The organism is Desulfopila sp. IMCC35006, assembly GCF_005116645.1.
Lineage (GTDB): Bacteria > Desulfobacterota > Desulfobulbia > Desulfobulbales > Desulfocapsaceae > Desulforhopalus_A.
Map to the genome: position 1 here is coordinate 165,423 of NZ_SWCM01000005.1, position 24,356 is coordinate 189,778.

Annotated in this window: 22 protein-coding genes; 4 read left to right on the plus strand and 18 right to left on the minus strand. The window is 50.7% G+C overall.

The annotated features are described in order from the left end of the window. Positions 1 to 73 precede the first annotated feature (73 nt). Entirely contained in the window at positions 74 to 1,939 is a 1,866-nt protein-coding gene (locus FCL47_RS10715) for a M6 family metalloprotease domain-containing protein (RefSeq protein WP_205747282.1), read from the minus strand. 445 nt (positions 1,940 to 2,384) lie between these two features. After that, on the minus strand, positions 2,385 to 3,395 hold the full coding sequence (locus FCL47_RS10720; RefSeq protein ID WP_136813494.1) for a DUF2278 family protein: 1,011 nt from the start codon (positions 3,393 to 3,395) through the stop codon (positions 2,385 to 2,387). 506 nt (positions 3,396 to 3,901) lie between these two features. On the opposite strand from FCL47_RS10720, the gene FCL47_RS10725 reads away from it, so the two are divergent. Next, positions 3,902 to 4,516 (plus strand): hypothetical protein, encoded by a 615-nt coding sequence (locus tag FCL47_RS10725; RefSeq protein WP_136813495.1) that lies wholly within the window; start codon positions 3,902 to 3,904, stop codon positions 4,514 to 4,516. A 209-nt stretch (positions 4,517 to 4,725) separates the two neighbouring features. On the opposite strand, the gene FCL47_RS10730 is transcribed toward FCL47_RS10725, so the two are convergent. The 3 genes from FCL47_RS10730 to FCL47_RS10740 form a co-directional block, all read right to left on the minus strand. Next, the gene (locus tag FCL47_RS10730) at positions 4,726 to 5,598 is read right to left on the minus strand and encodes a radical SAM protein (protein ID WP_136813496.1); all 873 of its coding nucleotides are present in this window, start codon (positions 5,596 to 5,598) and stop codon (positions 4,726 to 4,728) included. 204 nt (positions 5,599 to 5,802) lie between these two features. Continuing rightward, on the minus strand, positions 5,803 to 6,630 hold the full coding sequence (locus FCL47_RS10735) for an SDR family NAD(P)-dependent oxidoreductase (RefSeq protein ID WP_136813497.1): 828 nt from the start codon (positions 6,628 to 6,630) through the stop codon (positions 5,803 to 5,805). 89 nt (positions 6,631 to 6,719) lie between these two features. Further along, positions 6,720 to 7,739: a zinc-binding alcohol dehydrogenase family protein gene (locus FCL47_RS10740; protein WP_136813498.1), complete on the minus strand. Its 1,020-nt coding sequence runs from the start codon at positions 7,737 to 7,739 to the stop codon at positions 6,720 to 6,722. A gap of 385 nt (positions 7,740 to 8,124) precedes the next feature. Between FCL47_RS10740 and FCL47_RS10745 the strand changes: the two genes are divergently transcribed. Together FCL47_RS10745 and FCL47_RS10750 are read left to right on the plus strand one after the other, a co-directional pair. After that, entirely contained in the window at positions 8,125 to 9,039 is a 915-nt protein-coding gene (locus tag FCL47_RS10745; protein WP_136813499.1) for a LysR family transcriptional regulator, read from the plus strand. A 135-nt stretch (positions 9,040 to 9,174) separates the two neighbouring features. Further along, positions 9,175 to 9,774: an ACP phosphodiesterase gene (locus tag FCL47_RS10750; protein WP_136813500.1), complete on the plus strand. Its 600-nt coding sequence runs from the start codon at positions 9,175 to 9,177 to the stop codon at positions 9,772 to 9,774. A gap of 102 nt (positions 9,775 to 9,876) precedes the next feature. On the opposite strand, the gene FCL47_RS10755 is transcribed toward FCL47_RS10750, so the two are convergent. The 4 genes from FCL47_RS10755 to FCL47_RS10770 form a co-directional block, all read right to left on the minus strand. Further along, positions 9,877 to 10,587: a gamma-glutamyl-gamma-aminobutyrate hydrolase family protein gene (locus FCL47_RS10755; protein WP_136813501.1), complete on the minus strand. Its 711-nt coding sequence runs from the start codon at positions 10,585 to 10,587 to the stop codon at positions 9,877 to 9,879. After that, positions 10,584 to 10,772 carry a hypothetical protein gene (locus FCL47_RS10760; protein WP_136813502.1) on the minus strand — a complete coding sequence of 63 codons (189 nt, stop codon included), beginning with the start codon at positions 10,770 to 10,772 and terminating at the stop codon, positions 10,584 to 10,586. Before FCL47_RS10760 ends, FCL47_RS10755 begins: the two co-directional genes overlap by 4 nt. A gap of 112 nt (positions 10,773 to 10,884) precedes the next feature. After that, positions 10,885 to 12,063, minus strand: coding sequence for a beta-aspartyl-peptidase (gene iadA, locus FCL47_RS10765; protein ID WP_136813503.1), 1,179 nt, complete (start codon positions 12,061 to 12,063; stop codon positions 10,885 to 10,887). A gap of 270 nt (positions 12,064 to 12,333) precedes the next feature. Further along, a complete protein-coding gene (locus FCL47_RS10770; protein ID WP_136813504.1) occupies positions 12,334 to 13,119 on the minus strand; it encodes an HD domain-containing protein in 786 nt (261 codons plus the stop codon). 397 nt (positions 13,120 to 13,516) lie between these two features. On the opposite strand from FCL47_RS10770, the gene FCL47_RS10775 reads away from it, so the two are divergent. Next, positions 13,517 to 15,214, plus strand: coding sequence for a diguanylate cyclase (locus tag FCL47_RS10775; protein WP_167496461.1), 1,698 nt, complete (start codon positions 13,517 to 13,519; stop codon positions 15,212 to 15,214). 7 nt (positions 15,215 to 15,221) lie between these two features. Here FCL47_RS10775 and FCL47_RS10780 read toward each other — a convergent pair whose 3' ends face one another. From FCL47_RS10780 to FCL47_RS10820, 9 genes are all read right to left on the minus strand, one after another. Continuing rightward, a complete protein-coding gene (locus FCL47_RS10780) occupies positions 15,222 to 16,067 on the minus strand; it encodes an SH3 domain-containing protein (protein ID WP_136813506.1) in 846 nt (281 codons plus the stop codon). A gap of 22 nt (positions 16,068 to 16,089) precedes the next feature. Continuing rightward, positions 16,090 to 16,455: a hypothetical protein gene (locus FCL47_RS10785; protein ID WP_136813507.1), complete on the minus strand. Its 366-nt coding sequence runs from the start codon at positions 16,453 to 16,455 to the stop codon at positions 16,090 to 16,092. Positions 16,456 to 16,627: 172 nt separating this feature from the next. Beyond that, positions 16,628 to 18,580 (minus strand): alpha-amylase family glycosyl hydrolase, encoded by a 1,953-nt coding sequence (locus FCL47_RS10790; protein WP_136813508.1) that lies wholly within the window; start codon positions 18,578 to 18,580, stop codon positions 16,628 to 16,630. A 42-nt stretch (positions 18,581 to 18,622) separates the two neighbouring features. Further along, positions 18,623 to 19,450, minus strand: coding sequence for a nitroreductase family protein (locus tag FCL47_RS10795; RefSeq protein ID WP_136813509.1), 828 nt, complete (start codon positions 19,448 to 19,450; stop codon positions 18,623 to 18,625). A gap of 261 nt (positions 19,451 to 19,711) precedes the next feature. Continuing rightward, the gene (locus FCL47_RS10800) at positions 19,712 to 20,524 is read right to left on the minus strand and encodes an enoyl-ACP reductase (RefSeq protein WP_136813510.1); all 813 of its coding nucleotides are present in this window, start codon (positions 20,522 to 20,524) and stop codon (positions 19,712 to 19,714) included. A 33-nt stretch (positions 20,525 to 20,557) separates the two neighbouring features. Continuing rightward, a complete protein-coding gene (locus FCL47_RS10805) occupies positions 20,558 to 21,460 on the minus strand; it encodes a 1,4-dihydroxy-2-naphthoate polyprenyltransferase (protein WP_205747284.1) in 903 nt (300 codons plus the stop codon). A gap of 162 nt (positions 21,461 to 21,622) precedes the next feature. After that, positions 21,623 to 22,375, minus strand: coding sequence for an ABC transporter permease (locus FCL47_RS10810; RefSeq protein ID WP_136813512.1), 753 nt, complete (start codon positions 22,373 to 22,375; stop codon positions 21,623 to 21,625). A 17-nt stretch (positions 22,376 to 22,392) separates the two neighbouring features. Beyond that, positions 22,393 to 23,187 (minus strand): ABC transporter ATP-binding protein, encoded by a 795-nt coding sequence (locus FCL47_RS10815; protein WP_167496462.1) that lies wholly within the window; start codon positions 23,185 to 23,187, stop codon positions 22,393 to 22,395. A gap of 13 nt (positions 23,188 to 23,200) precedes the next feature. Then, positions 23,201 to 24,172: an ABC transporter substrate-binding protein gene (locus FCL47_RS10820; RefSeq protein WP_136813514.1), complete on the minus strand. Its 972-nt coding sequence runs from the start codon at positions 24,170 to 24,172 to the stop codon at positions 23,201 to 23,203. Positions 24,173 to 24,356 lie beyond the last annotated feature (184 nt).

The following is a 24,356-nucleotide window of genomic DNA, read 5'->3' on the forward strand; positions in this document are numbered from 1 at the left end:
TTCGGATACTATGCTGGTAATATATTTCTTTCACAATATCCATTCCATTCATCTTGATTATCTGGTCTCAACATCACCCCATCGGCATGATTTCCAGGCTCCACGTATTCAGCGTTCCTGTGTCTGCCCGCGCAACATCAGTAACGCGCAGGGTCCAGGTTCCCTGAATGGGCTGGCCGGCCAGCCCAGAGAGCGGCGAGAGCGGCGCCATAGAGTCATAGGTAACGACAAGATTGTCCTGGCTGCCACCCAGTTGGCTGTGGAGAATGATGCGACGGCCGACAGGTGAAACAAACTCGATACGCAGGTCGCCAATATAGGTGTGGGTAATATCGATGCTCACCTTCATTTGACTGACACTGCCTGGCTGGTTCAGCGTGATACTGCTGCTCACACCAGCGGAGGTGTTGTCCGGGATGAAGAGCTTTGGCGCTGCTTCGCCCCGCACGATTTGGGCGCCGCCTTCGACGACGACGTCGAGCATCCAACGGTTGAGTTTGCCCACATCCTGTCCTGCAACATCCTGCACTTTGAGTACCCAGTCACCCTGCACACTCAGTCCGACGAAGGTCGCTAGCGCGGCAAGCAACATCGAATCGTAACTCGTCACAAGATTGTCAGTTCCTGCACCGGTTCGATTGTGCAGGATTGCTTTTTGCCCTCCCGGGCCGGTGAGCTCCACGATCAAGTCACCTATATAGGTGTGCGTGATGTCGAGGCTCAGTGTAAATTGTTTTACCATCCCGGACTCGCCAATGCTGATTGTGCTGCTGACTCCGGCTGGATTGTTGTCCGGGATCATAACCGTCGTTGTGTTCTCTGCACGAATGGACGGCTCCGGCGCCACTTCTCCGACGCGAAATTTAAGTCTGGCGCCGGGCATGGCAACGCTTGACAGGACCAATCCGGAATCGGAGCCGTTCCACAGACGTGAAGACGGTGTGGTAGCATGGGACACGGCAACCCCATTCACGCCGGCGAAAAGATCATCGCCGTCACCCTGATTGACATTATGTTCGAGATCAGTGTGTCCATCCGCCTGGAGAAGCGCACACTGGTAATGACGTTGACCGGTGCCTTGCTGGAACTCATTTGAGCCCATAATATCACAGTGATAAAGAGCCAGCCCGCTGGAGGACAGATACTGGTCAAGGCCCAGTTTTGAGCGATTTTCGGCGATGAAGTATTCGTTTGGTACCGCGGTCTTGAACTTCAACACGCTCCTGTAATCGCCATGCACTGCTTCCACTTCTGTTGCCGAATTGAGTGAAATTTCGTTATCACACCAGCCGACAAGGTCACGCAGATACGCACATACCGGCGAAGGGGTGCGGCCGAAATTAAGGTGGTTCCCCGAGCCCATGAGACAGTAGCTGCCTATACCGGCGCTCTTCACACCATCGCCTTCTCGATTCACGGCCCCGTAATCGTACATGTCCGGGAATCGGCAAAGCAGATGGCCGTTCTCATGGCAGAAAGTACCGATGCTCAGATCTGAGACACTGCGGCCTGCGCTGGTGAGCAGATAGAGGTTCGTGGAAATGTTCCCATAGCGCAGATCTATATTGAAATTGTGCGGCCACAGCTCACCATCGTATTGGGTTTGCCCGGCGTAAAGAATATTCAGTGCATCAAGGACGCCTTCGCCACGTGAATCATAACGGTTGAGGTCCGTGCCGGCGGCAACTGCGAGATCGAGAGCTTCCTTTACCAGGAGATGGGTGAGGTAAGAGTTGCGGTTCTGGCTCAACCGGAAGGGGCCGACGACATCGTTGGTGTAGTCGAGTTTGCCGGACGAAACGATGCGGAAGTATTCGCGCGCCGAGCAGAAGTTGCCGTTCCTCGCATAATTTTCGCCATTGAGCAGATCATGTAAGTCCGCCTGGGTAACGGTCGTCTGCACGTCCTGGAATTCAACCAGGATCGTCAAGCCACGCACCGCGCCACTGCTCAGCCGCCGTCCTTCGAGCAAGCCCTGATTGGGCCCAAACGTGCGTGCCGCTTCATTTGCCACGCGCGACATCGGCCGGCCACGCTGCCACCTTTTCTCAAATCGGCGGTTCCGCACCGAAAGTGACTCCCGTAAGTGTCGAAGGGTGCCGGGAGGGGGCGGTCCACTGGCAGGTTCGCCGGTGGAAACCAGGGCTCCGTTGACGAGAGCCGCATAGCAGAAGTAGCCGCGATCGCTGTCACTGACTGCCGTGTAGCCATCAATCGTCTCATAGGTGGCATAGAATTCATCGCCGGTGACGCGTAATTGTATTTCCCGGTCATTTGCCTGGCCGAAGTTCAGTATTTCACCAAAGATAGCACTCATTGCAAAACCTCCTTTTCGACTTGCCGGATAGCTTGCAGCCTGGTCTTTCCGGGTTAGAAAGCATTTTTCAGAACTTTATCGTCCATCCCTGTCGACGTGTCTGTGCCTTGGTATAGGATACCCCGTCGACTTTCAAGCCACTGGCATCAAGCAGAGAGATGATTCCCCCTTTATTGGAAAGCTGCGCCCCCTTGCCGGAAAGCATGATTGCTGCGGTTGCGCCGGGAGCGAGCAGCAGGTTGACGATGGGTTCTCTTTTTTTGAATTTATCGACCAGAGCCCAACCAGTCAAATCCACCAGATCGGGAGAAATATTGAGTAAGGTGACAACTTCTTTGCCAACATCGTCTCCCGACGGATTAGCCAGCGCTGCAACAATTCTGACAGATCCTTCGGATGCGGGGGCCGGTTCGTCGATATCGGGGATTTCTATAGTATGCCCTGTTGTATCGTCGGTATGCCAGCTCTGTGACTGAAAAGCCAAAAATACGCCCACCCACTGATTTTGATCCGGGAAGTGCAGTAACAGGCCGCCATCCTGCCATACGCCGTCATCACTTGTAAACGTGCCCACGTTTCCCTGATTCATATGAATATCATGGATACCATTGCCGGGCAGGAAGCCAAAGTATGTATCGCTCGTATTATTTTCCGGCCCCCAACGTTCGCCAAATGCGTAAACCAGTGCAGTGTCGCTGGCTGCAGCCCGTTTCACGTAATGTTCAATTTTTTCATTCAGGTCGTTATCCGGCCCCGGTATATCGTAGACAAGGGGCACCATCCTGCTGCGATCAAAGAGGTTGGCCCGGATATAATCCAGGGCGAGGCCACCCGGTTTGGAGAGAAGCGTGGTGAAGCCTTCATTCAGCTCAGGTAACGCATCAAGGATTGGATGCTGAAATTGGTCGTCGACCAGAAATAACAGCTCGGAAGGACTCAGTTTAGATTGCACGTTGATAGCGATCCGGAAGTGAACACTGTTGGCAAGCAGTTGCACCTCATAGTGAGGACTGCTGCCGTGCCCGGCCATGTGGTCTATTGCCTTGCCTTTGAGGATGCCGTAATTGTTCAGTGCCATAATTACCCTCCTTTTCCTGTATGGAATAATTTGGAAGTTATGAAACAGACAAACGGTATTATTTTTCCTGAACCCTTGAACTCTTTGTGGAATCTTTAAAGAGTGCGGAAATATGGAGCCCTGCGCCGGCAAGAGGAACGCATGTTCGATGAAAAGAAATCGTTGGAAGGCAACTTTTGCCAACGCCCTTTGATAGAATAACAACACTATAATAACGCGGATTGCGCCAAGCAAGTCACAGACCCTGTCGGCTGCCGAACAACCGCACCAGCGTATCGTTTGGCAACCAGGGTAATACGGACTCGCCTTCTCCGCATGCGGCGCCGGCAAAAGAAGATGTCGCAACTCTTCGCAAACATGGTATACGTTAAAAAAAGATGTCGATTTCGGCGTCTTGCACATCCTCTCATGATTGCACTTTTCAAAGTGACACACCGTGGTCGGAACATTGCATTTTTAGCAGTTCGGTCGCTGCCGGGTTCTTGCCCATAAAAGAAGAAGAAACCATGTCTGACTTGAAAAAATTAGAGGAGATCATCGAAGAAATCAAACGGCTGGAAAAAGAACTGCTGACTGAAATCCAGAGAAAGGAAGAACAGTTTCTCTATAAAATCAAAGGGAAACGCGTATATTTCGAAGAAGAAACAAAAAAAATCCACCGAACAATCGCAACCAGAATTTCCACCTACCTTGGCAGTACATCTTTCTTTGTTATTCTCACCGTACCGGTTATCTGGTCTTGTATCGTCCCGGCACTGATTTTGGATGCGGCGGTTTCCATCTATCAATTCCTATGTTTTCCGGTGTATCGCATACCTAAAGTGAAAAGGAACGACTATATAGTTATCGACAGGCACAGCCTCGATTACCTGAATCCAATTGAAAAGTTGAATTGTTCCTACTGCGAATATTTTAACGGCCTGCTTGCCTATCTCCAGGAGATTGCTGCCAGAACGGAACAGTACTGGTGTCCTATCAAACATGCCAGAAAGCTGCGCACCTTTCACAATCGCTACTATAAATTCCTGGAGTATGGCGACTACAACGCGTACCGCGAAAGACTGGAAACATTACGTAGAGATTTCAGCGACTTGACCGACAAAAACGAGGATTCCCGGTAGTACTGCGCACCATGCAGGTTGCGGGTATTGGTGAGATCTCTTTCAAGCGGGCAGAAATACAGTCAAGGATTTACCGAGATCGGTAAGTCCCTTTTCCGGGTCGATATCCTTCGATGCGCTGCGGCCATGTTGAACAAGAAATAATGCCATATCACTGCCTCCTATACCTTATTGCTGGCCATATGTACCCTTGAAATCGGTCCTGCCTTTTACCATGGTGATGTCAGGAGTATTTCCTGTTTCGTCACCGGATGATTGGCAATTGCAAGCTCAATTTTTTGCAGAAACAGTTCCTGGGATTCAGGCAGACTGCCCTTTAAAGATACAATATTATTGCCGTGATCTCCCCAGTAAATGGTCTTGAAAGTCATATTTTTCAGAAGGTACCTTTCCTCCTCAAGGATCTGCAGCGGGGTTGCCTGGATGAATGCACCCGTCTCAATCTGGTTCGCAAGTTGCGTGCCCGGTTGTATTGTCAGTGCCATAGGGGCTAATTGTTCGGGCTGCATGATGTTGAGCAGCCTCGTGGTTGCAACGATATGTTTCTGGGAACGTTCTTTACCACCTATTCCAAAGATAATAGAAGCAAGTACTGCAATACCGGCCGCCTTGGCCTTTGCCATTCCCTCCTCGGCCTGTTCCGGCGTCAGCCCTTTTTGGATCCGCTCCAGGGTGACGCGGTCACCGGACTCCAGACCGACATACGCCAGAGTTAACCCTGCTTTTTTCAGTTCCGTGAGTTCTTCTACGGATTTACGCCGGAGATCATTCAACCCGGCATAGAGGGAAATCTTTGAACACTCCGGAATGGTTGTGGTGATTTTTTCAAGAATATCCAGAAGAAACTCGGTCTTCAGGGCCAGTACGTTCCCGTCGATGAGAAAGATAGATCTGATATGCCGATACGCATTGCTCGCTTCGTCTATATCGGCAAAGATATCCTCGATTTTCCTGATGCGAAATCGCTTATCCCTGAACATGTCGCAAAAGGTGCATTTATTATGGGTACAGCCCAGGGTTGTCTGTATCAGTAAACTATCGGCCTCCATCCAGGGCCGGTACACTTTTCCTTCGTAATACATTGCTCTCTCCTCGTCCGGATAAACCGGCAGCCTCCTACTTTTTTTTTTGTGATTACCACTAAACCTCAGCTATATGGGGATATGAGGTGCCCTTTTCACGGGACGCCATAAACCCATCCCTGGGGGCTTGACCGCAGCCATCCAGGCTGCGGAACACCCGTGCAAAGGGCATCTCATATCCCTCTGGATCTTTTAAGCTGAACTTTAGTGGTAATCACATTTTTTTTGTGCTATTTCAGCCAGAATTGCCTCGATTACGCGTTCAATCTCTGCACATTTCTGTGGATTTAGTGCATCGGGATGGGGCGAAGAAAAATGACCGATATCATTGTCAAAATACCGGCCGGAGGCAGCAGAGAATTCTTCCGACAGAGCCGCGCGGCAGAGAATTTCCGCGCCGATACGGAGATCGCCACCAGCCACGCCATAGGCTTGTTTCACCATCTTGCTGCCGAGCATCGACCCGGGATTAACCGCAATAATCGCCGGGCCGTCTTCTCGAAGCGCAAGGGCCATCCTGCGGGACCACATGGTCAGCGCCAGTTTACTTTGCGCATACGCCGCCCCGTCAGACAATTCGCCCCGCCCCGCCAGCGCTTCCGGATGAACCGGAAACTGGGCAGCGGAGGACAGATTGATTACTCGTCCTGACACGCCAAGCAGCGGCACAAGCCGCCTGGTCAGCAGATAGGGGGCAATCGTATTGACGGCAAACCGGACATCAAGCCCGTCCAGCGTAATACGATCCGGTGCACGGTAGACGCCTGCATTATTGATGAGGACATCGAGTTTGTCGTGCTTCTCACTCACCGCCTTGGCCAGTCTCTCAACATTGGCCATGTGCGATACATCAGACACGTAACTTTCAACATGCCCAGCGTCTGACAACGCGGACAGTGTTCTCTCCAGCTGGTCAAGTTTTGCCTGGTTTCGCCCGTGCAACAAAACGTGGTGGCCCAATGATACCAGCATCCTGGCTGTTTCTAAGCCGATGCCGTCAGTGGCCCCTGTAATGAGAATTGTTTTTTGCATAATTTTGTTTCCTTAATTCAATGCAGGCCGACTCGATTCAACGGTTCTTCCCATTGTTTGAACCCATAGGCCGGATCGTTCACTTCTCTTTATGCATCAAAGCCGTCAAGCACGTTCTTACCAATAACACGGCCGCTTTCCTGCTGCACGTGAGCCTGCTTAAGCATTGCAGCACTGACTTTGCCGAGATTTTTTGTCACAGTGGAAATCAACGTACCCCCGTCAATGAGCTCCGCTACCCGATTCAGCAATTCATGCTGTTTTTCCATGTCCTCCGTTTGAAACATCGAACGGGCAAACATAAATTCCCAACTAAAGCTGAGCGCCTTGGGTTTGATGGAATTGATGGCAAGAGACTGGGGGTCATCGATCAGCGCGATATGCCCCCGAGGCTTGATAAGCTCGACGATCGCCGGAAAATGTCCTTCTGTTCCATTAAGGCTTGCAACATAGCGCGGCTGAATCCCCAGGGCCTTGACCTGCTCTACCAGTGACTCCCGGTGATTGATTACCTGGTCGGCGCCCATTTTTTTGACCCACTCGATGGTGTCTGGGCGGGAGGCGGTGGCGATCACCGTCAGCCCCGTGAGCTTCTTGGCGAGTTGAATGAGAATGGAACCGACACCTCCTGCAGCGCCGACGATCAGCAGGCTCTCACCCTTCCCATCTCCTTCCTTGAGACCGAAGGAGTCAAACAAGATCTCCCAGGCGGTTATAGAGGTCAGGGGAAATCCGGCTGCCTCAGCGAACCCGAGGGATTTCGGTTTTTTCCCGACGATTCGCTCATCAACGGCATGATATGCGGAGTTGGTACCCGGCCGGGTGATTTCACCGGCGTAATAGACTGCATCGCCAACCTTGAATGTGCGGACATCGCTGCCGATTTCACGAACAATGCCCGCAGCATCATAGCCAATGATCTTGGTCTGACCTTTTTCCGGTCCTAATTCAGGCATGGCGCGAACCTTCACATCCACTGGATTTACCGAAATGCCCCTGACCTCAACTAAAAGATCACGTGGCCCGAGTACCGGTGTTGCTGCTTCAAATTCGATCAAAGCGTCTTGTGCGGTAATTGGTCCTGCCTGCTTGTATCCTATTGCCTTCATGTTTGCGTCTCCGATGTGTTTGTTTATGTCCAATGTATTTCGTTCAAATCATTACTGTCCGACAATCTCTCATTGAAGATGGTCGAAACTTTTCTGCATCGTTGATTCTTTTTGATTGCATGATCGGACTATAATTACCAAAGTAATCGAGGATAATAGGGCAAAATACAGAATCAGTTTATAGTTTATATTGATAATTAAAAATTTGATTACCCCTCAAACTCAGCCTATCGGCATGGAAGGGGGTGAGCTGTTCGTGTCTCGGGTCTCTGCAGCCATGGACGGCTGCAGCGAAGCCCCCAGGGATGGGTTTACGGCGTCCCGAGACACGAACAGCTCACCCCCTGATTCAGTAGCTGAACATTAAGGACAATCAAAATTAAAAATGAACATTGAACACCTCAAACTCTTTATCCGGGTGGCCACGACCAATAACATCAGCCTGGCCGGCAAAGAACTCGGGCTGTCACCTGCGGTGGCAAGTACGCATATAGGCAAGCTTGAAGAAGAGCTTGGTGTCCGCCTGATCCATAGAACCACTCGGAAAGTATCCCTGACGGAAGAAGGGGTGGCACTTCTTCCGCACGCGGAAGAAGTCCTTGCAAGCATTGAAGCCGCCCGTGCATCGGTCGGGGCTGGGGATGTGTTGCCTAAAGGAAACCTGCGGGTCACTGCCCCTTCTTCTTTCGGTCGCATGCATCTGGTGCCGACCTTAAAGGGTTTTTTATCGCACTACCCTGACCTCTCTGTCGATTTGCACTTTTCTGATTCGATAGTCGATTTGGTTGAGGGTGGATTTGATATAGCCATCCGTAATGCAGATTTAAAGAATTCAACGATGATTGCCCGCAAACTGGCACCCGACAAGCGAATTGTCTGTGCATCCCCGGAGTATCTGGCGAGGTTTGGTGAACCGAGAAGACCGGATGAGTTGCGCGACCATCAATGCATTAATTTGCTGGGCCTTGAAACTTTGGTATTTGAGACTCCCACCGGTCAGGTGAGCATTAAGACAAAGGGACGCGTGCGGACCGATCATGGAGAAACCGTCCGGGATGCGTGTGCCGATGGACTAGGTATTGCAATTTCTTCTACATGGAGTGTCTATCAGCACCTGGAGCGGGGAGAACTGGTGCAGATATTGCGGGACTACCCATTGGTTTCCGAAACCGCCATATGGGCAGTCTATCCCAGTTCTCGACTCCTGGCTCCCAAGGTCAGGGTTTTTATCGACTATTTTGGTGGATGTTACGGCAGCCCCCCATATTGGGATGAAAAATTGCGCGGCAGTATCTTGTAAGATTGGACTTTGACCAAATGACGCGTGGTGCGTATGTATATAACAATTCAGTTTCGAACACCCTCGACCTGTACCCAAAAATAATAACGACCCTTTTTGCTTTTCCATTTTTTTTCCAGGTTTTACCCGATACACATGAATTTCTTGGCACATTTATATCTTTCCGGCGATTCCGATCAGGTGATGATAGGCAATTTCATCACTGATTTCATAAAAGGAAAAGAAGGAGAACATTACCCACGAGAGGTTTATCTGGGCATTCTGCTGCATAGAGAAATTGACGCATTCACGGACCGGCATCCTCTGGTCGCAGAGAGTAAACAGCGGCTTTGGCAAAAACACAGGCATTATTCATCGGTTATTGTGGATATATTCTACGATCATTTTCTGGCTAAAAACTGGCCTGAATACAGCAGCACCTCGCTTAAAGAGTTTGCCTGTCATTCCTATTCGACCATTCAACGCTTTGGAAATGTCCTTCCCCAAAAAGCTCAACAGGTAATTCCTCAAATGATAGCCAACAATTGGCTCCTTAATTATGCGAAGCTGGAAGGGGTCAACAGAGCACTGCATGGCATGGCCAAAAGAGCTGCCTTCCAGTCTTCGATGGATAGTGCCATAGACGACCTGCAAAAAGATTATGAAAAATTTGCCAGGGACTTCAGAGAATTTTTCCCTCAACTTGCAGCCCATGCCATAACCTGCCTCCAAAGGCTGGAAGCTACGAAGCTTTGACATTAAAGCTGAAGCTGTAACTCTCTCTAACATCTGCGGAGCCAGGCACCGGGTTCCTGTTTGTGACTGAGCTGATGTTGCCAAAGCGACGCTGCGTTGAAATTAGCTGGAACATTTTATTAGAGTTTTAAAGAGTGGCAACATCGTTTTTTCGGTGACGGACATCATGAGCTCCGGATGCCACTGGACAAGAGTGATCGGCAGCTCTCTGTGCTCTGCGGCTTCGATAATACCATCGGAGGCCAATGCTGTGATCAATAGATCTTTTCCCGGTGTTTTGATTGCTTGATGATGCCGGGAGTTGACGGTGATTGTGGAACCAAATAAATGATGCAGCTTCGACTCCGGTTCAATAAATACCTTATGATCAACACCAGGTATGCACTCTCCACCGGAATGGCAGTGCAGAGGAGTTGAGAGTTCAGAAAAAATGTCCTGATACAGAGTGCCACCCAGAGCCACATTCACCAGCTGTGCACCCCGGCATATTGCCAGTACTGGTTTTTTGCTTTCACGAGCGATGCGAAAAGCCGCAAACTGGTATGCATCGAGTTCACAGTTGGTTCTGCCGCAGCGATCTCTTTTCTTTTCTCCGTAATGTTGCGGGGCAATGTCAATGCCGCCGGTCAAAAGAACACCATGGGCAATTTGCAGCATCGCAGACAATTGTTCAATCTGTCTGGTAAATGGGATGATGTACGGTATGCCCCCTGCCGCTTCAATAGCTGTGGTATAAGCGATGGGTAGAATGTGGGACGGGATGCCATGCTGGTTTTCGTCGGTATAGCAGACGATTGCGATAAACGGCTTCATGAACAGCTCACTTTATTTTCGGGGTGGAGCAAGGTCATCGGCTCCTGGAAGATCATCAACATGTCAAGGCCTCGAACCTTCCCTGCTTCCTTGTTGGAGAGAGTTGTGCTGTCCTGAGCCTGACCGTTCTTGCGACGCAGTTCGATTTTGCCTGGATCTGTGCGCACATGGGCGAGAAGCTGCATACCCACTGCAAAGTTACTATTTTTCCGGATCCGAATTCTCCAGCAATGGCAAGTGTTTCCCCCCTTTGCCACGGAGCAACTCACCGAAAGGATTTCGTCAGAGTGCATCTGCCTATCCTTGCTCAAAATAACCTTTTTTCAGAAGGCACCCGTCTCTTTTGACAATGGCTCCACCGGCGACAACATCGACAATGCGCATGGCCGATGGGTCAAGGATGAGAACATCCCCATCAGCCCCGGCAGCGATCACTCCCTTACGTCCTTGTAAACCATAAAGTCGAGCCGGAGTTGTGGTCAGCGGTTTCAGGGCTTTTTCAAGGTTCATGTGCAATGTATTAACCAGCCTGTTCAGCTCAAAACAGAGGGAGACAGGGGTGTCGATGCCCATACCGACGATGTGTTTACGTTCCTTATCCCAGCGAGGCATGGAACCGCCGGCATCGGAGCTGAAGGTGATCCGGTCGAAAAGGCCGCGATTATCGGCAAGGACGGCGAAGTCGGCTGCAGAAAGGTAGTTGTCCTGTTCGGTCGGCATTTCCGTCAGGCAGGTCGCATCGGCGGTTGCGCCCATTTCAGCAAGCTGGAAGACCTGTTCCTGCAGGAGCAGATCCTTCCTGTTGACGTGAGTGGGAATAAAGGTATCAGCGCGAATGCCGTATTTTTTTATCACCATAAAGAGCAGCTGCAGCCGCTCTTCTTTGATCCCGGTGTGAATGGTCATGATTCCCGGCTTGCCGGCGACCAGCGCGGCCACACGAATTTCAGCGGCCATGGCCGCCAGGTCCTCGGCAGTCAACAGGGGTCCCCGGGTATCGGCCAGGGCCAGTTTCAGGCCGATTACCGGTCTGAGATAGGTAAGGTCACGCCCTATTGAACCGGTGACAGTGGGGGATGGATGCCAGTAGGCACCGGTCAGCATAAAGGCGGTCATTCCTTCATTGTTGAAGGCTTCGGTTTTGGCGTAGAGGCTCTCCACTGATCGGGTCAGTGAGTCGGTGCCAAGCAGCCCCACGGCTGTTGTTACCCCGTTGTCAAAGTTCATCGACAGCTGCATCTCGGGGGTGCGGGTGTGAAAACCACCCTCCCCACCTCCACCGGTGAAATGCTGATGTCCATCGATGAATCCTGGCGTCACGGCCATGCCTTTGGCATCAATGAGGTCGTTTTTGCCAGGCAGGCTTGCCGGATCAATATGCTCCGCGATGTGGAGTATCCTGCCTCCACCAATCAACACGTCGCCTCTGCCAAGGGCAGACGGGGTGTAGATGTCACCATTTTGTATCAGAATCATGCTGTTCAGCCCCAGGGTTATTTGTGTTTATAAAGACGTATTACAACTTAGTATAACTTAAAAAAATATCCGTCAAAGGGAAATAGTCGTGCAGCTAAAGATATTGATAATGTTACAGATGTGTATTTTTACAAGGCTGTTTAGCTCGAGCTAAAGGTATCTTTTTCGGTCTTGCGTGCGGATCGCTTGGCAAAGAAGGCAGGTTATTATCGACAGAAGGTCTATGAATTTTTTACTTGAGGTGTTCCAGGTTATGCAAACTGCAAGCCACTAGTACTTCAAACGCTTCTCGATATAGCTGTTGACGAAATCCAGTGCCTCTCGAAGAAGTGGTGTATCGGGCAGCGTGGCGGCGATTGCTCCAATATTGTCTCGCTCCCGCAGAATCACAAAAGTTGGCCGGAAATGTATATCGAAAACCCAACTCATCTGCAGTACTTTCAATTCATTGATGGTTTTTAGCTTGCCGTAGTTCATGATCCGTCCATCGAGCAGCATACGATAGACCTCTTCACGTACCTGCGTGCCTGTTCCCAATCCAAGGGTAATAACGGGATTTCGCAAAGATTCTGCCATTTGAAAGTGCTCGGACATGACCCGCAGAATGTCAATTTTATCCGCATCACGGATGAGTTGGCAGTGAAGCAAAGTTTGCGGATCAAGATTTTCAGGCAGACGGAGCCGGTTGTGAAACAGAATGGCGAGACTGATGATCCGACGCTCGGCAAAATTCAATGTGTGGAGGACGCGGTGACGATTCAACTCCCAAAGGGAAAGCTTGGCATGATTATCGGAATCAAGATCACGAAAGGTCCGGTATTTTTGGTACTGGGGAAACCGACCGATGTCGTGAAATAAAGCCGTCACGAAAGCAATCCGGATATCGTTTTCCATAAGACCAAGACCTGATGCAATACGCGCAATGGCCGCGCACACACGGAAGGTGTGTGCTTCCTTCAGGTCCAGACTCTGCTGATGCAGGGGGTCAACCTCCTGGAAAGTCAGGATATGATGTTTCGCCCATTGCTGAAAAAAATTACACTGCTCTTCGTTCATGCGGACGTGTTATACTTTTTAAAGGCTGGATATGCACACCACCCACAGACGAGTGTTTTACAGGGACAGCATCGCTTAAATGAAAATTTCCAATACTATCATACCACTACGGCATGGCAGAGATATCTCTCGTAAGAACTGGTCATTATATTAATACCACCGGCTATTTGACATTACAATTTGTTATCCAGGCAGTTTGCAGGAGTATACCTGCAACGGTAGTGGTGAACAGCTACTAAGGATGAACGGCAGGAAAGCGGATTGTTTGCAAAGAACTCCGGATGGAGAAGCACAAAAAGTGCACTACGTGAATCATGATGCTTATTGTTTCAGTGCGTATTGATATATCATTATGGACAGCATGTCAGCCCCAGGTCACTCTCTCTTCCCTGAGCTTATGAAGAATAAACAAAACATCCCCGGCTTCCGGTCTATTCGTAATCGGATTCTATTTTTCTCAATTCTGGTCACCATGATCCCTTCATTGGGAATGGGCTGGTTCTGGTATGACCTGAGCCACAAGGCCACAACCGAGAAAGTTGAAAAAAATCTGGTTAATGCAGCCGAAATCGCTGAACGTGAAACCAACCTGTGGTTCAAGGAGCGAAATTACGATCTGCGTGTTTTCGCCAACTCGTTTGTCGTCCTCGACAATTTAAAGCAATACCTAGCAGCAAACGAAGACAAAATACCAAATGAGGCAACATCATCATCATCATCGTATCTGCGCGTAATCAGCACGTATCTGACTCTTATCAGAAATCAATTCACGAATTACCAACGCTTACTGGTGCTCGACAGCGAGGGGCAAATCCTGGCCGCCTCAGACACATCCGATAAGAATCGCCCGGTCGCCCTGCCTGAAAACTGGAAAAGCCAGATCGACAAGTCACCTTTTTTTACGGGAGAGGCATATTTTATTGAAGGTGAGCCCTCACCCATGATCGTTGTCGGCGTTCCTGTTTTTTTGGAGCAAAGCTCCACCCAGCTTGGATTTTTTGTCATGGAGGTACGGCTGCAGGGGCTGCTGCCGCATCTCAAGGCCGCTCTATCAGGAATGACCACCGGAACGGTCATTCTGCTTAACAGAGAAGGTCGCTCTCTTTTGTCCACGGCCTCGCCAGAAAATCATACAGAAACGACCAGCACCTCGGTTCAGGGAGTGGACCTGTTCAGCAATCCACACCACCTTCATGACTTCATTGATGACCGGAATGTGCGGGTTGTTGGTCTCGCGACTGCTTTTACCGATCTTCCAATGGGGCTCCTCATTACCGAAAACTACGACAGTGTCTTTGCCGGGCTGATGCAGGCACGCGATCAAATCGTTTTAATTACCTTTTTCCTCACCATACTCATCGGCTCTACTGCGACCCTCATCGCCAGTCAGATCATCATCCCACTCAAATCCTTAACCAACGGTGTGTTGCGGGTTGCCGACGGAGATCTGGATGTCTCCGTCGCTATACATAGAAATGACGAACTCGGCATTGTCACCGGGATGTTTAATCAGATGGTGTGTCGATTGAAGGAGAATCAGGTTGCGCTTGAGCAATTAGCCACAACCGATCCGCTTACCGGACTGGCAAATCGGAAGCAGATCATGGCGGATCTGGCGACCAATTTTGCAAATTATCGCAGATATAGATCGGAATTTTCCATCCTGATGATTGATATCGATTATTTCAAATCAATCAATGATACCCATGGACATCTGGCGGGTGATTCCGTTCTGATTCAACTCGCCCGCATTCTCAAGGATTCCTTGCGTATTGTGGACAGTGCCGGACGCTACGGGGGCGAGGAATTCTTTGTCATCCTGGGAAAAACCGACATTCATGAGGGCCTGCAGACTGCCGAGCGGATCCGGCAGGCGGTGGACCAGCATATCTTTACCTGGAAAGAGTTGTCTCTGCATATCACCATCAGTGTCGGATTAACCGGAGTCACAGAGGAAGACAAGGATGGTATCAGCATGATCGGCAGGGCGGATAACGCCTTGTATGCCGCCAAAGAGGCAGGTCGAAACCGGATTTTCCTGGCTTCGGACAATGCATCGATCTCCTCTCATGTCGATCAGGATGAGCCCGAATGAATCCCGGTTATTTGACAGGTTTGCAAACTGGAAGAGTTTTTTCAGGAACGGCCAGTAAGGAATAATGGATCCAGCCCTTTTGCCCATTGTTGATCATCACTTTAATCCAGTCACCTTGAGACCCGCTGGCGGTAACCGGTGTCCCCGGAGTCAGGGTCCCTAAGACTTTTCCGCGTTCGCTGGGCTCTTTGCGAATATTGCTTCGTTTTGCTAAATGAAGATTCAGGGGGAGGATGAAATCTGCATAGGGACTCTCTTCCATCTTCTTGCTCAAGGCTCTTTTGTTCTGTATAGTCTGGGTCAATTCCATCGCCTGGGACGCTCGAGAATAGGCAGCCTCGTCATTGCCTCGCTCAAGCTCAACCTTGCTCTCGGCGATGAAACGATCGACCTGCACAAAGATGGGCTGCTCGCTGTCTAAGGCGCGTTCCTTTGCAGCATTACTATCCGTCTCCACCTCAGCCAGATAGGTCACCACCTCAACCCTGGTTTTGGGTGCAGGTTTTCTTGCCTTGGTCTGGGAGATCTCCTGGGCAAGATGTTCCTGCGTGACTTTTATCCTGTCGATTTCCGTCTGTTTCTCCACTAACTTCATCTGCAAGCTGGCGGTTACGACATTCTCTTCGGCAAGTTCGGCCGCCAATTGGCTGTTTTTCTCTTGCAACAGATTGTTTTGAGAAAGCAGCTCCGCTTCTTTCATTGATGAACAACCAAAGAGCAGGGTAGCCACCATAAAAAGCAGGAAAACTGTCAGGGAGTTGGATGAGAGTTGTTTGTTTCGCAGCATGAACCTTTTACAGCAGGTGCAAACAGCAACGCGCTTCATTACGGCAATGTTTGTTACCTGCAGCATATACTTTTCGCCTTGAATCTTCCTAATCAGCAAGAAGTGCCTGCGCAGCCTGGGGGGTGAAATGAGCCTGGGCAGATAACGCGGCTTTACTATTTGTCATGATTTTTTTCATGACATCCTGCAATACTTTATCCGCCGAGTTGTTATCGAGCGCAACAGGGCCAGCAGTTTTTTCTGAATTTTGGATACTGCCTGGCTCAGTGAGTGTGACATTGTCACTGAATTTCGCAATTTCACTCGCAGAAAGAAGACCACCCTTCCTCTTTTCTGATTGTTCCACACCAGTTCCAGAATTTTGATTATTGCCTTGATTTGCTTTTAAAGTGTTATTTGTGATTGATGATAAGGACATGGTTGCCTCCAGATATTTATAATCATCGACATGCATCGATATTTGCGCTTCTTAATACTCAATCGACAGAAATGCACAATTGATTAAGTAAAATCTAGCCCCTCACCAGAAGGTCCTCATTTTACTCCCCCTCGTGAGGGGATGATTGCCCTGGAGATGCAACGAAATTTCTGATGGCAAATGTATCTCAGGATCTCTCGTTTATTATTTATCGCTCGCACAACCAGTAAAAACCAAATCCCGGAATCACCAGGCTGTTTTTGAAAATATCCGGGTGTGTCCCTTGATACAGGTCAACCAGCGGACGATATTTCGCCCCCCAGCTCCCCAGATCATCCAGGTTGAGATGCTGCGGCTGGTTGCTGAAGTTGGCAATCACCAGGACCTGTTCGGTTGGTTTCTGGATGTGGTAACGGCCGAACACAAACAGATGTGGGTTTTCGACCTCGATCAGTTCGCGATTGTTGAAATCGGCAAAGACTTCGATTTCTTTGCGGATAGCAATCATCCGTTTTAATGCACTGAAAACGCCATACTCGACGGTACCGGGCGTGTTCCTCAGTTCTGCTTTCTCCCAGTCAATTGATGGCCGGTGTACCCAGCGTGTATCGCCCTTTTTATAGGGATCATCCCGGTAGGAATCATCGTTCAGGGTGCCGATTTCATCCCCGTAGTAAAGCAGCGGGATGCCGCCAAATGACAAAATCATGCTGTGCAGCAGCAGAATCAGCTTGACAGCATCATCGACTGCTTTGTTATCGCCGATTTCAAGCGCATGTTCGAGTCCCACCAGGGAGGCAAGAGAACCGGAGATACGTGCGTCGCCGGTCTTGGCATTCTGTCCGAACGGGAGCCCCCGGGCATGGGATTTCTCAAACTTGCCCGTGAAATAATCGATCAGAAATTTACGGTGCCGGGCCGGTTCGTAATCGCAGAGAAGAATATCCCGGTCATCAAACCCCAATCCTATATCATCGTGGCAGCGGACATAATTCAACCAGGTAGCCCGATCCAGTTTGACCGGCAGGCTTTTAATTCCATGATTGAGCAGACATGCATTTTTGGTTGCCACGGCATCCCAAAGCAGCGCCATGAACGTAGCGTTGTAGGCAATTTCACACTCTTTGGCGATGACTGCATCCTCGCCGAAATATTTAATAACTTCCACCGGTGCGACAATCGCCTCGGCTATAAAGACCACGCCCGGTGCGGTGACCTGGCAGCAGTCCTTCAGCAGCTGCAGGATCAAATGTGCTTCACGCTCATTCTGACAGGTACTGCCAATTTTTTTCCAGAGAAAGGCCACCGCGTCGAGCCGCAGAATATCGGCCCCCTGGTTGGCCCAGAAGAGGATGATATTCAGCATTTCGATAAAAACCGATGGATTGCTATAGTTGAGATCCCACTGAAAATCATTGAAGACGGTCATAACCCAGCGGCCCATTTCTTCACTCCAGGTGAAATTACCAGGCGCCGTTTCCGGAAAGATTTCAGGCATGGTCTGATCAAACATATCGGGAACATTACGGGTTTCAAAGGTGTAGTAATAGTCCTGGTATTTCTTCTCGCCGGCCTTGGCCCGCTTCGCCCAGTAATGCATGTTGGAAGTGTGATTGACGACAACATCGAGCACCAGCAGAATGTCGCGTTTTTTCATCTCAGCGGCAAGCTGCTGAAGGTCCTCCAACGTGCCAACTTCCGGGTTGATCTCACGAAAATCACTGACCGCATAGCCGCCGTCGCTGCTCCCCTCGGGACAACGCAGTATCGGCATTACATGCACCAGGTTCACCCCCAGCTCCTGAAAATAGTGCAACCGCTCCTGCAGCCCCTGCAGGTTGCCGGCGAACCCCTTGCAGTAAAGGGCCATCCCGATCCATTGCTGACTGAGAAACCAGTTGTAATCCTTTTCCCGGGCAAGGTCGAGCTGGCGCAGTTTTTCCGGGCGCTTTATATAATGCTGGGCCATGGTTTCGACCAGTTGCTGCGCCTGTTCAGCAAAATCCTCCCTCTCTCCGTAGAGGGTATGAAACAGTGAGTGGATTCCGTAAAAATTCGCCCCTAGGCGGGTGTAGAAATGGCGCAAATCCTGCTCAGAGATCTCCGGTTTGATGTCGTTGAGAATGTCGTTCAGAAGAGTATGGGATACCTGTTCGTACATATCTGCCTTAAAATGTATTATTGCGGTTTTAATCGAAGAACCTTAACTGACTCTATGCACCTGCGGTTTGTCTCTCTTGATCGTTCTCTCATATTGTATGGCCGGATAACCAAAGCCCATCACATAGCCGATCTGGTGGTCCTCCGGAATACCGAGCTTCTTTTTCAGCGCCGGGACAAGCTCGGAAATAGTCAGCATCGCCAGACCATTCCAGATTGTACCTATGCCATAGGTCTGGGCATAGAGCTCAAAGGTGGTCAGGGCAATAAGACAATCCTGCAAAGGTGCGGCGTTTTCCTGAGGAGCAGAAACAACCAGCAGGTGCGGCGCTCCCCGAAAGAGGATATCGGTGCCGGAATTCTTCCAGGCCTTGATAATATCGACGAACATTTCCATCCCTTCCGGCAGCTTTTTCTCTTCGATCAGTTTTTCCAGGCCATCAATAGCCTCTTCCCGCAGATCGTAGACAACGCCCTTATCGTCGACCAGCGTATAGAGCAGCTGCCGATCGTTATGGCCGCTGGGCGCATGACTGGCAACTTCAATGAGTTTGTCGATAAGTTGCGGATCGAGATTTTCATCCTGATAATTCCGCACGGACCGCCGCCCCTTGATGAGCATTTCCAGCTGCTCCGGCTTGGTCACTTGTTCCGAGGCCAGCACCAATCCTTCCTGTGGGCCATAACCATGAATGGAGACAGAGCCTTCACTGCAGATCGCCACACAATGCATGCAGCGTATACAGAACTGCTCCAGGTCCGGGGCAATGGTCGGAATACCTGTTTCCATGCTGATAATCATGGCCGGACAATCGGAGGCGCATTGTCCACAGCCGATACAGGTTTCCACATCAATGGTAAAGTCGATCATATATTTCCTTTTAGGGCGTCGTAAAAACTCTTCATTTGCCCCCAGGGGCACTTCCCTCGGGGCGCTTTCTTTTTTCTTTTTTATGGTAATTAACCACTAAACCTCAGCTATATGGGGATATGAGGTGCCCTTTGCACGGGACACCATGAACCCATCCCTGGGGGCTTGACCGCAGCCATCCAGGCTGCGGGACACCCGCGCAAAAGGCACCTCATATCGCTTTGGATCTTTTCAGCTGAGCTTTAGTGGTAAGCACATTTTTTATTGTACTGCTTTGGTAACAATTTCTTTATCAAAATAGTTCACCGCCATCCCGGCATCGATGACAATGGTCTGGCAGTTGATGCCGGAGGCCCTGGCCGAAAGCAGGAAGGCGGCGGTGTCGGCCACTTCCCGGGTCTCCAGGGCTTTTTTTCTCAGCGTCGCTTTTTCGGCAAAGAGATAACTGTCGATATATCCGGGAATTCCGGCGGAGGCGGAGGTCTTCAAAAGACCGGGTGCCACTGCGTTAAAGCGTACCCGGGAAAACTCCGCGAAACTCTTGGCCAGAAAACACAGTGACGAGTCCAAAGCGGCTTTGATCGGCGCCATATAGCCGTAGTTCTCTGCGGCCATGCGGGTGGTGGAGATGGTTATCGTCACCATCGAACCATCTTTTGCCAGAAGCTGTTTAAAATGGTTGGCAATACTGATAAACGAAAAACAGGAGACATTTATCGCCTGGAGAAAATCGTCTTTTCGCGTCTCATGAAATGGTTTCATGCCATCCGAATAGTTGGCAAAGGCAATGGAATGGACAATGCCGTCAATTCTTTTGCCCTTTGCAACACCGATTGCCGCACCGATCTCATCGCGCACCCGGATTATATTATGTTCGTCTTCCACATCACAGATAAAAACCGGGGATGCGGGAAATAGTTTACGGGCATTGACCGCGCGCTCTTCCGATCTGACCACATGAATTACCTCGGCACCCTCTTCCACGAGGGTCCGGGCGATGGCACAGGCCACGGACTTTTTATTGGCCAGCCCGAAAACTACAAAGATTTTATTTTCTACTCCAAGAAAACTCATACTCTCTCATCTCTCTTATCTATCCAAAAAGAATCAGCTGATGCGAACCATCAGGCCGGCACCAAACAGCAGACTGTAAATAAGCGACAACCTGGCGGTACCGGCCAGTAATTCATTCAATTGGGCGCCCTGTTCTTCGGTTATTCTTTTGGCCAGCTGCCAGGCTTGGGGACCGGTTACCAGCGGCAGCAGCACAAGGGCGTCGGCAAGGCCAAGCGACATTATTACCGGCAGAAACAGATAGCTCAACAGCAGCAGCAGTTTAAATTCGATAATCGTCCGCCTGCGGCCCAGAAATACTGCCAGGGTATTTTTACCCGCCTTGCGATCGGTATCGATATCCCGCAGGTTATTGACCACAATGATGGCGGTAACAAGCAGTCCGGGCGGTACCGATGCCAGCATTGCCAGCAGACTCACCCGTCCGGCCTGGATAAAATACGTCCCGCCTACCGCCACCAGGCCAAAAAAGATAAAAACAAACAGCTCCCCCAGTCCATTGGAGGCAAGAGGAAAAGGTCCCCCGCTGTAGGCCAGTGCTGCCAGCACCGAGACCGTGCCGATGATCACGATCGGCCAACCACCTGCCTGGGCCAGATAAAGAAAAATCAAGACCGCAAGAAACAGGCAGAAGATCATACCTCGTTTCACCTCAGCCGGCGAGATCAGGCCGCTCTGCGTAACCCGTACCGGCCCCAGGCGCTCCTCGGAGTCAATGTTATTTTTGAAATCAAAATAATCATTGGCCAGATTAACCCCGATCTGCAGCAACATGGCACCAAGCAGACAACACAAAGCCGGGACAAAGGCAAATTTCCCATCACTTGCGGCGACTGCACACCCCACCGCCACCGGCCCCACCGCCGCCGGCAGGGTCTTCGGTCGGATGGCCATCAGCCAGAGCCTGAATTTAGCGGGAGTGTTTTTTTCTTTCATTTTATTTTCTATTTTCATGATGGCAAAGTAAAAAACTTCATATGCGAGGCGTAAGATTTTTATATCATTTCGGCGTACTAAAGTACGTCGTAATGATATAAAAATTGCAACAACGACACAGACGAAGATTTCTATGCCCTTTGGGTAATTTTTACGACGCCATCACTCGATAAACAGGTGTTTGCTGACCTTTAGTTCTATAGCATAAATGGCAAAATAGAGCATCACTCCCAAGAGCCCCATGCCCATAATGCCGGTATACATTTCCGGATAGAGCAGCACCTGATATGTTTCAATCACTATGTAATAGCCAAGCCCATAGCTCGTCAAAGACTGTTCGGCAATAAACAGTACCGCCACCGCCGTGCCGACCGAGATCCGCAGGGCGGTCAATACCGCCGGCAGCGACGCCGGCAGATAGACATACCGGAACAGGGCCCGGCGCCCGGCGCCAAGGGATTTGACGGAGAGGATCAACTCCTTTTTCAATCCCGATGCTTCATCACGCACCACCACCAGAATCTGGAAAAAAATAATTATGGCGATGAGGGTGATTTTAGAAAAATCGCTGATGCCCATCAGCACATAAATAACCGGCAGAAAGATGATCTTGGGAATGGGATAGATAATGGCTATCAGCGGGCTCAGGATCCTGTCCAGTTGCGGCATCTGCCCAAGCGCCAGTCCCAGCGGCGCCGCAAAGAGGGTGGCGAGAAAGACAGCGGCCAGAACCCGGCCGGCCGACGCCAGAAAATGCAAGCCCAGTTCACCGGTGATATGCGCGAAAAAGAGCGGCACCACCACGATCGGCGAAGGAAGAATAGGCCGATTTATAAGCATGGCCGCGAGCTGCCAGAGGCAGAAAAACATCACAATCCCGATAAGGGTACTGAGCAGGGTCGCTTTTTTCTTCATGGTCGTAAGCGCCTCCCTCAGCAGTGAGCCCGGGTAGTGCAGCGCGCCAGAAGCGCACGCAAGACACCGCACCGTTCAAGGAATTCAGGATCGGTCCGCTTATCGATCTCGCCGGACAGATGGTTGTCGATGATCTGCGGCTCCCGGTTACAGCTGTTGCCGAGAAGCAGTATCTTTTCCCCCAGCATCACCGCCTCTTCAATGTCATGGGTGACGGTGAGCGAAGTCAGGCCGGACTCCAGGTGGAAACGGTTCATCACCTTCTGCAGTTCCTCTCTTATCGGGGCGTCAAGCGCTGAGAAAGGCTCATCCATGAGCAGCAGATCCGGTTCCAGCACCAGGGTCCTGGCGATCGCCGCCCGCTGTCGCTGCCCTCTTGACAACTGGGCGGGGTACATGCCCTGCAGTTGTTCAATCCCCAGCCAGTGCAGCCAGTAGTCCACCCGCTTTTCGTCTCCCATCGCATCACCCAACGCATTGGCGGGACTGTGTTTTCCATCGGGGCCATAAAATTTGCGTATCTTCAGGCCCAGCCGGGTATTTTCCAGGATTGTCGCCCAGGGCAGCAGGCCATGGTCCTGCAGTACCAGCCCGGTAGACGGCCTGGCCCGGACAATCTTCTCCCCGCCGATGCGGATTTCCCCGCGCAGAGGCTTATGCAGGCCGGCAACGAGATAGAGCAGCGTCGTTTTGCCGCAGCCGGACGGGCCGATAACGGTCCAGGACTCACCCCGCTTAATTCTAAAGGAGAAATCGTCAAAGAGAAAAGAACGGCCACCATATCCGAAAGTGAGATTTTGTATCTCTATCACTGCCGCAGGCCTGTCATTTTGCGAGAAATTCGGAGGTAACGGAACCTTCATAGGCCAGTGGAACGGTAAGGAGATTTCTCTCAAGCATCCAGGCCATGACATCATCCCATTGGGCTTTGGTCGGCACCTGCTTTCGCGGCAGAGGAGGGACGTGAAAATCATTTTCGATGTTTTTCGGTACCCGTATCTTTTTCAGCATCAGGGCCTGAAACGCGGCGGGATCGCTATTGAGATCACCACATGCCCTATCCCACGCCACCATAAATTTTTTGACCGTGTCTTGCTTTTTGACAAGCACATCAGTCGTGAAGGTAACGACACTGGCACTGACACTTTTCAGGGCCGTATCATTGACGATTTCAACGGCCCCCCCTTTTATGGCGCTGACTCCCAGCGGATCAGGCAGTGTCACCGCCTTTACCTGCCCGGACATGAGCAGCTGCAAACGCTCCGGCAGCACCGGAACCGACTGGTATGCAATAGCCTGCCCCGATACCCCGCCTGCCTCGAGCAGTCGAGTGGTTATATATTCAATAATGGTGTTCTTGGAAATGCCGATGGGGATACCGGCCAGGTCGGCAACCGTTTTAAGATTGCTGCCGGGGGCGGCAAGCAGCCTGAACAGCGGCGAATTCCCGAGCGGCGAACGGGCAACAGAGACAATTTTCACCCTGTTCTTCTCCCGGTTGAAATTGGCGGCACCGGCGATTTCATTGATCAGGCCATCGACTCTCCCGGCCTGCAGCAATTGATCGCGCTCGACGGCACTGCCGACCGAAAGAGCTTCAACCGTAATCCCCAGCTCGGCAAAATATCCCTTTTCTGCGGCAACATAGACTGGCAGCACGTCAGGTATCGGCAGCAGCGCCAGTCGAAGGGTACTGTTTTCATCGGCAGCAAACATTCCTGATGGCACAGCCAGGCACAATGACAGTATACTGATGATGAATACTGCTCTTTTTCTCGTCATTTCAATTGGACTCACGTATAATTTTTTCCATCCCGGCTGTGAAAAACGTGGTTACAGTATGGTGTTGCCGGCTCGTTTCACCATAGTATTTCCATGCTGTTTGCAGTATATGATCAAGGGAGACGCTCTTTCGTTGTCGACGTTCACCGGATAACAGATAAAGCTTGCATAACCTCAGGGCCATTAACGGTTACCTTCC

Bases quoted from the DNA above. Each gene is read 5' to 3' on its own strand.
- FCL47_RS10720 (WP_136813494.1), bottom strand. From the start codon at position 3,395: ATGGCACTGAACAATTACGGCATCCTCAAAGGCAAGGCAATAGACCAC.
- FCL47_RS10725 (WP_136813495.1), top strand. From the start codon at position 3,902: ATGTCTGACTTGAAAAAATTAGAGGAGATCATCGAAGAAATCAAACGG.
- FCL47_RS10730 (WP_136813496.1), bottom strand. From the start codon at position 5,598: ATGTATTACGAAGGAAAAGTGTACCGGCCCTGGATGGAGGCCGATAGT.
- FCL47_RS10735 (WP_136813497.1), bottom strand. From the start codon at position 6,630: ATGCAAAAAACAATTCTCATTACAGGGGCCACTGACGGCATCGGCTTA.
- FCL47_RS10740 (WP_136813498.1), bottom strand. From the start codon at position 7,739: ATGAAGGCAATAGGATACAAGCAGGCAGGACCAATTACCGCACAAGAC.
- FCL47_RS10745 (WP_136813499.1), top strand. From the start codon at position 8,125: ATGAACATTGAACACCTCAAACTCTTTATCCGGGTGGCCACGACCAAT.
- FCL47_RS10750 (WP_136813500.1), top strand. From the start codon at position 9,175: ATGAATTTCTTGGCACATTTATATCTTTCCGGCGATTCCGATCAGGTG.
- FCL47_RS10755 (WP_136813501.1), bottom strand. From the start codon at position 10,587: ATGAAGCCGTTTATCGCAATCGTCTGCTATACCGACGAAAACCAGCAT.
- FCL47_RS10760 (WP_136813502.1), bottom strand. From the start codon at position 10,772: ATGCAGCTTCTCGCCCATGTGCGCACAGATCCAGGCAAAATCGAACTG.
- iadA (WP_136813503.1), bottom strand. From the start codon at position 12,063: ATGATTCTGATACAAAATGGTGACATCTACACCCCGTCTGCCCTTGGC.
- FCL47_RS10770 (WP_136813504.1), bottom strand. From the start codon at position 13,119: ATGAACGAAGAGCAGTGTAATTTTTTTCAGCAATGGGCGAAACATCAT.
- FCL47_RS10775 (WP_167496461.1), top strand. From the start codon at position 13,517: ATGAAGAATAAACAAAACATCCCCGGCTTCCGGTCTATTCGTAATCGG.
- FCL47_RS10780 (WP_136813506.1), bottom strand. From the start codon at position 16,067: ATGCTGCAGGTAACAAACATTGCCGTAATGAAGCGCGTTGCTGTTTGC.
- FCL47_RS10785 (WP_136813507.1), bottom strand. From the start codon at position 16,455: ATGCATGTCGATGATTATAAATATCTGGAGGCAACCATGTCCTTATCA.
- FCL47_RS10790 (WP_136813508.1), bottom strand. From the start codon at position 18,580: ATGTACGAACAGGTATCCCATACTCTTCTGAACGACATTCTCAACGAC.
- FCL47_RS10795 (WP_136813509.1), bottom strand. From the start codon at position 19,450: ATGATCGACTTTACCATTGATGTGGAAACCTGTATCGGCTGTGGACAA.
- FCL47_RS10800 (WP_136813510.1), bottom strand. From the start codon at position 20,524: ATGAGTTTTCTTGGAGTAGAAAATAAAATCTTTGTAGTTTTCGGGCTG.
- FCL47_RS10805 (WP_205747284.1), bottom strand. From the start codon at position 21,460: ATGAAAGAAAAAAACACTCCCGCTAAATTCAGGCTCTGGCTGATGGCC.
- FCL47_RS10810 (WP_136813512.1), bottom strand. From the start codon at position 22,375: ATGAAGAAAAAAGCGACCCTGCTCAGTACCCTTATCGGGATTGTGATG.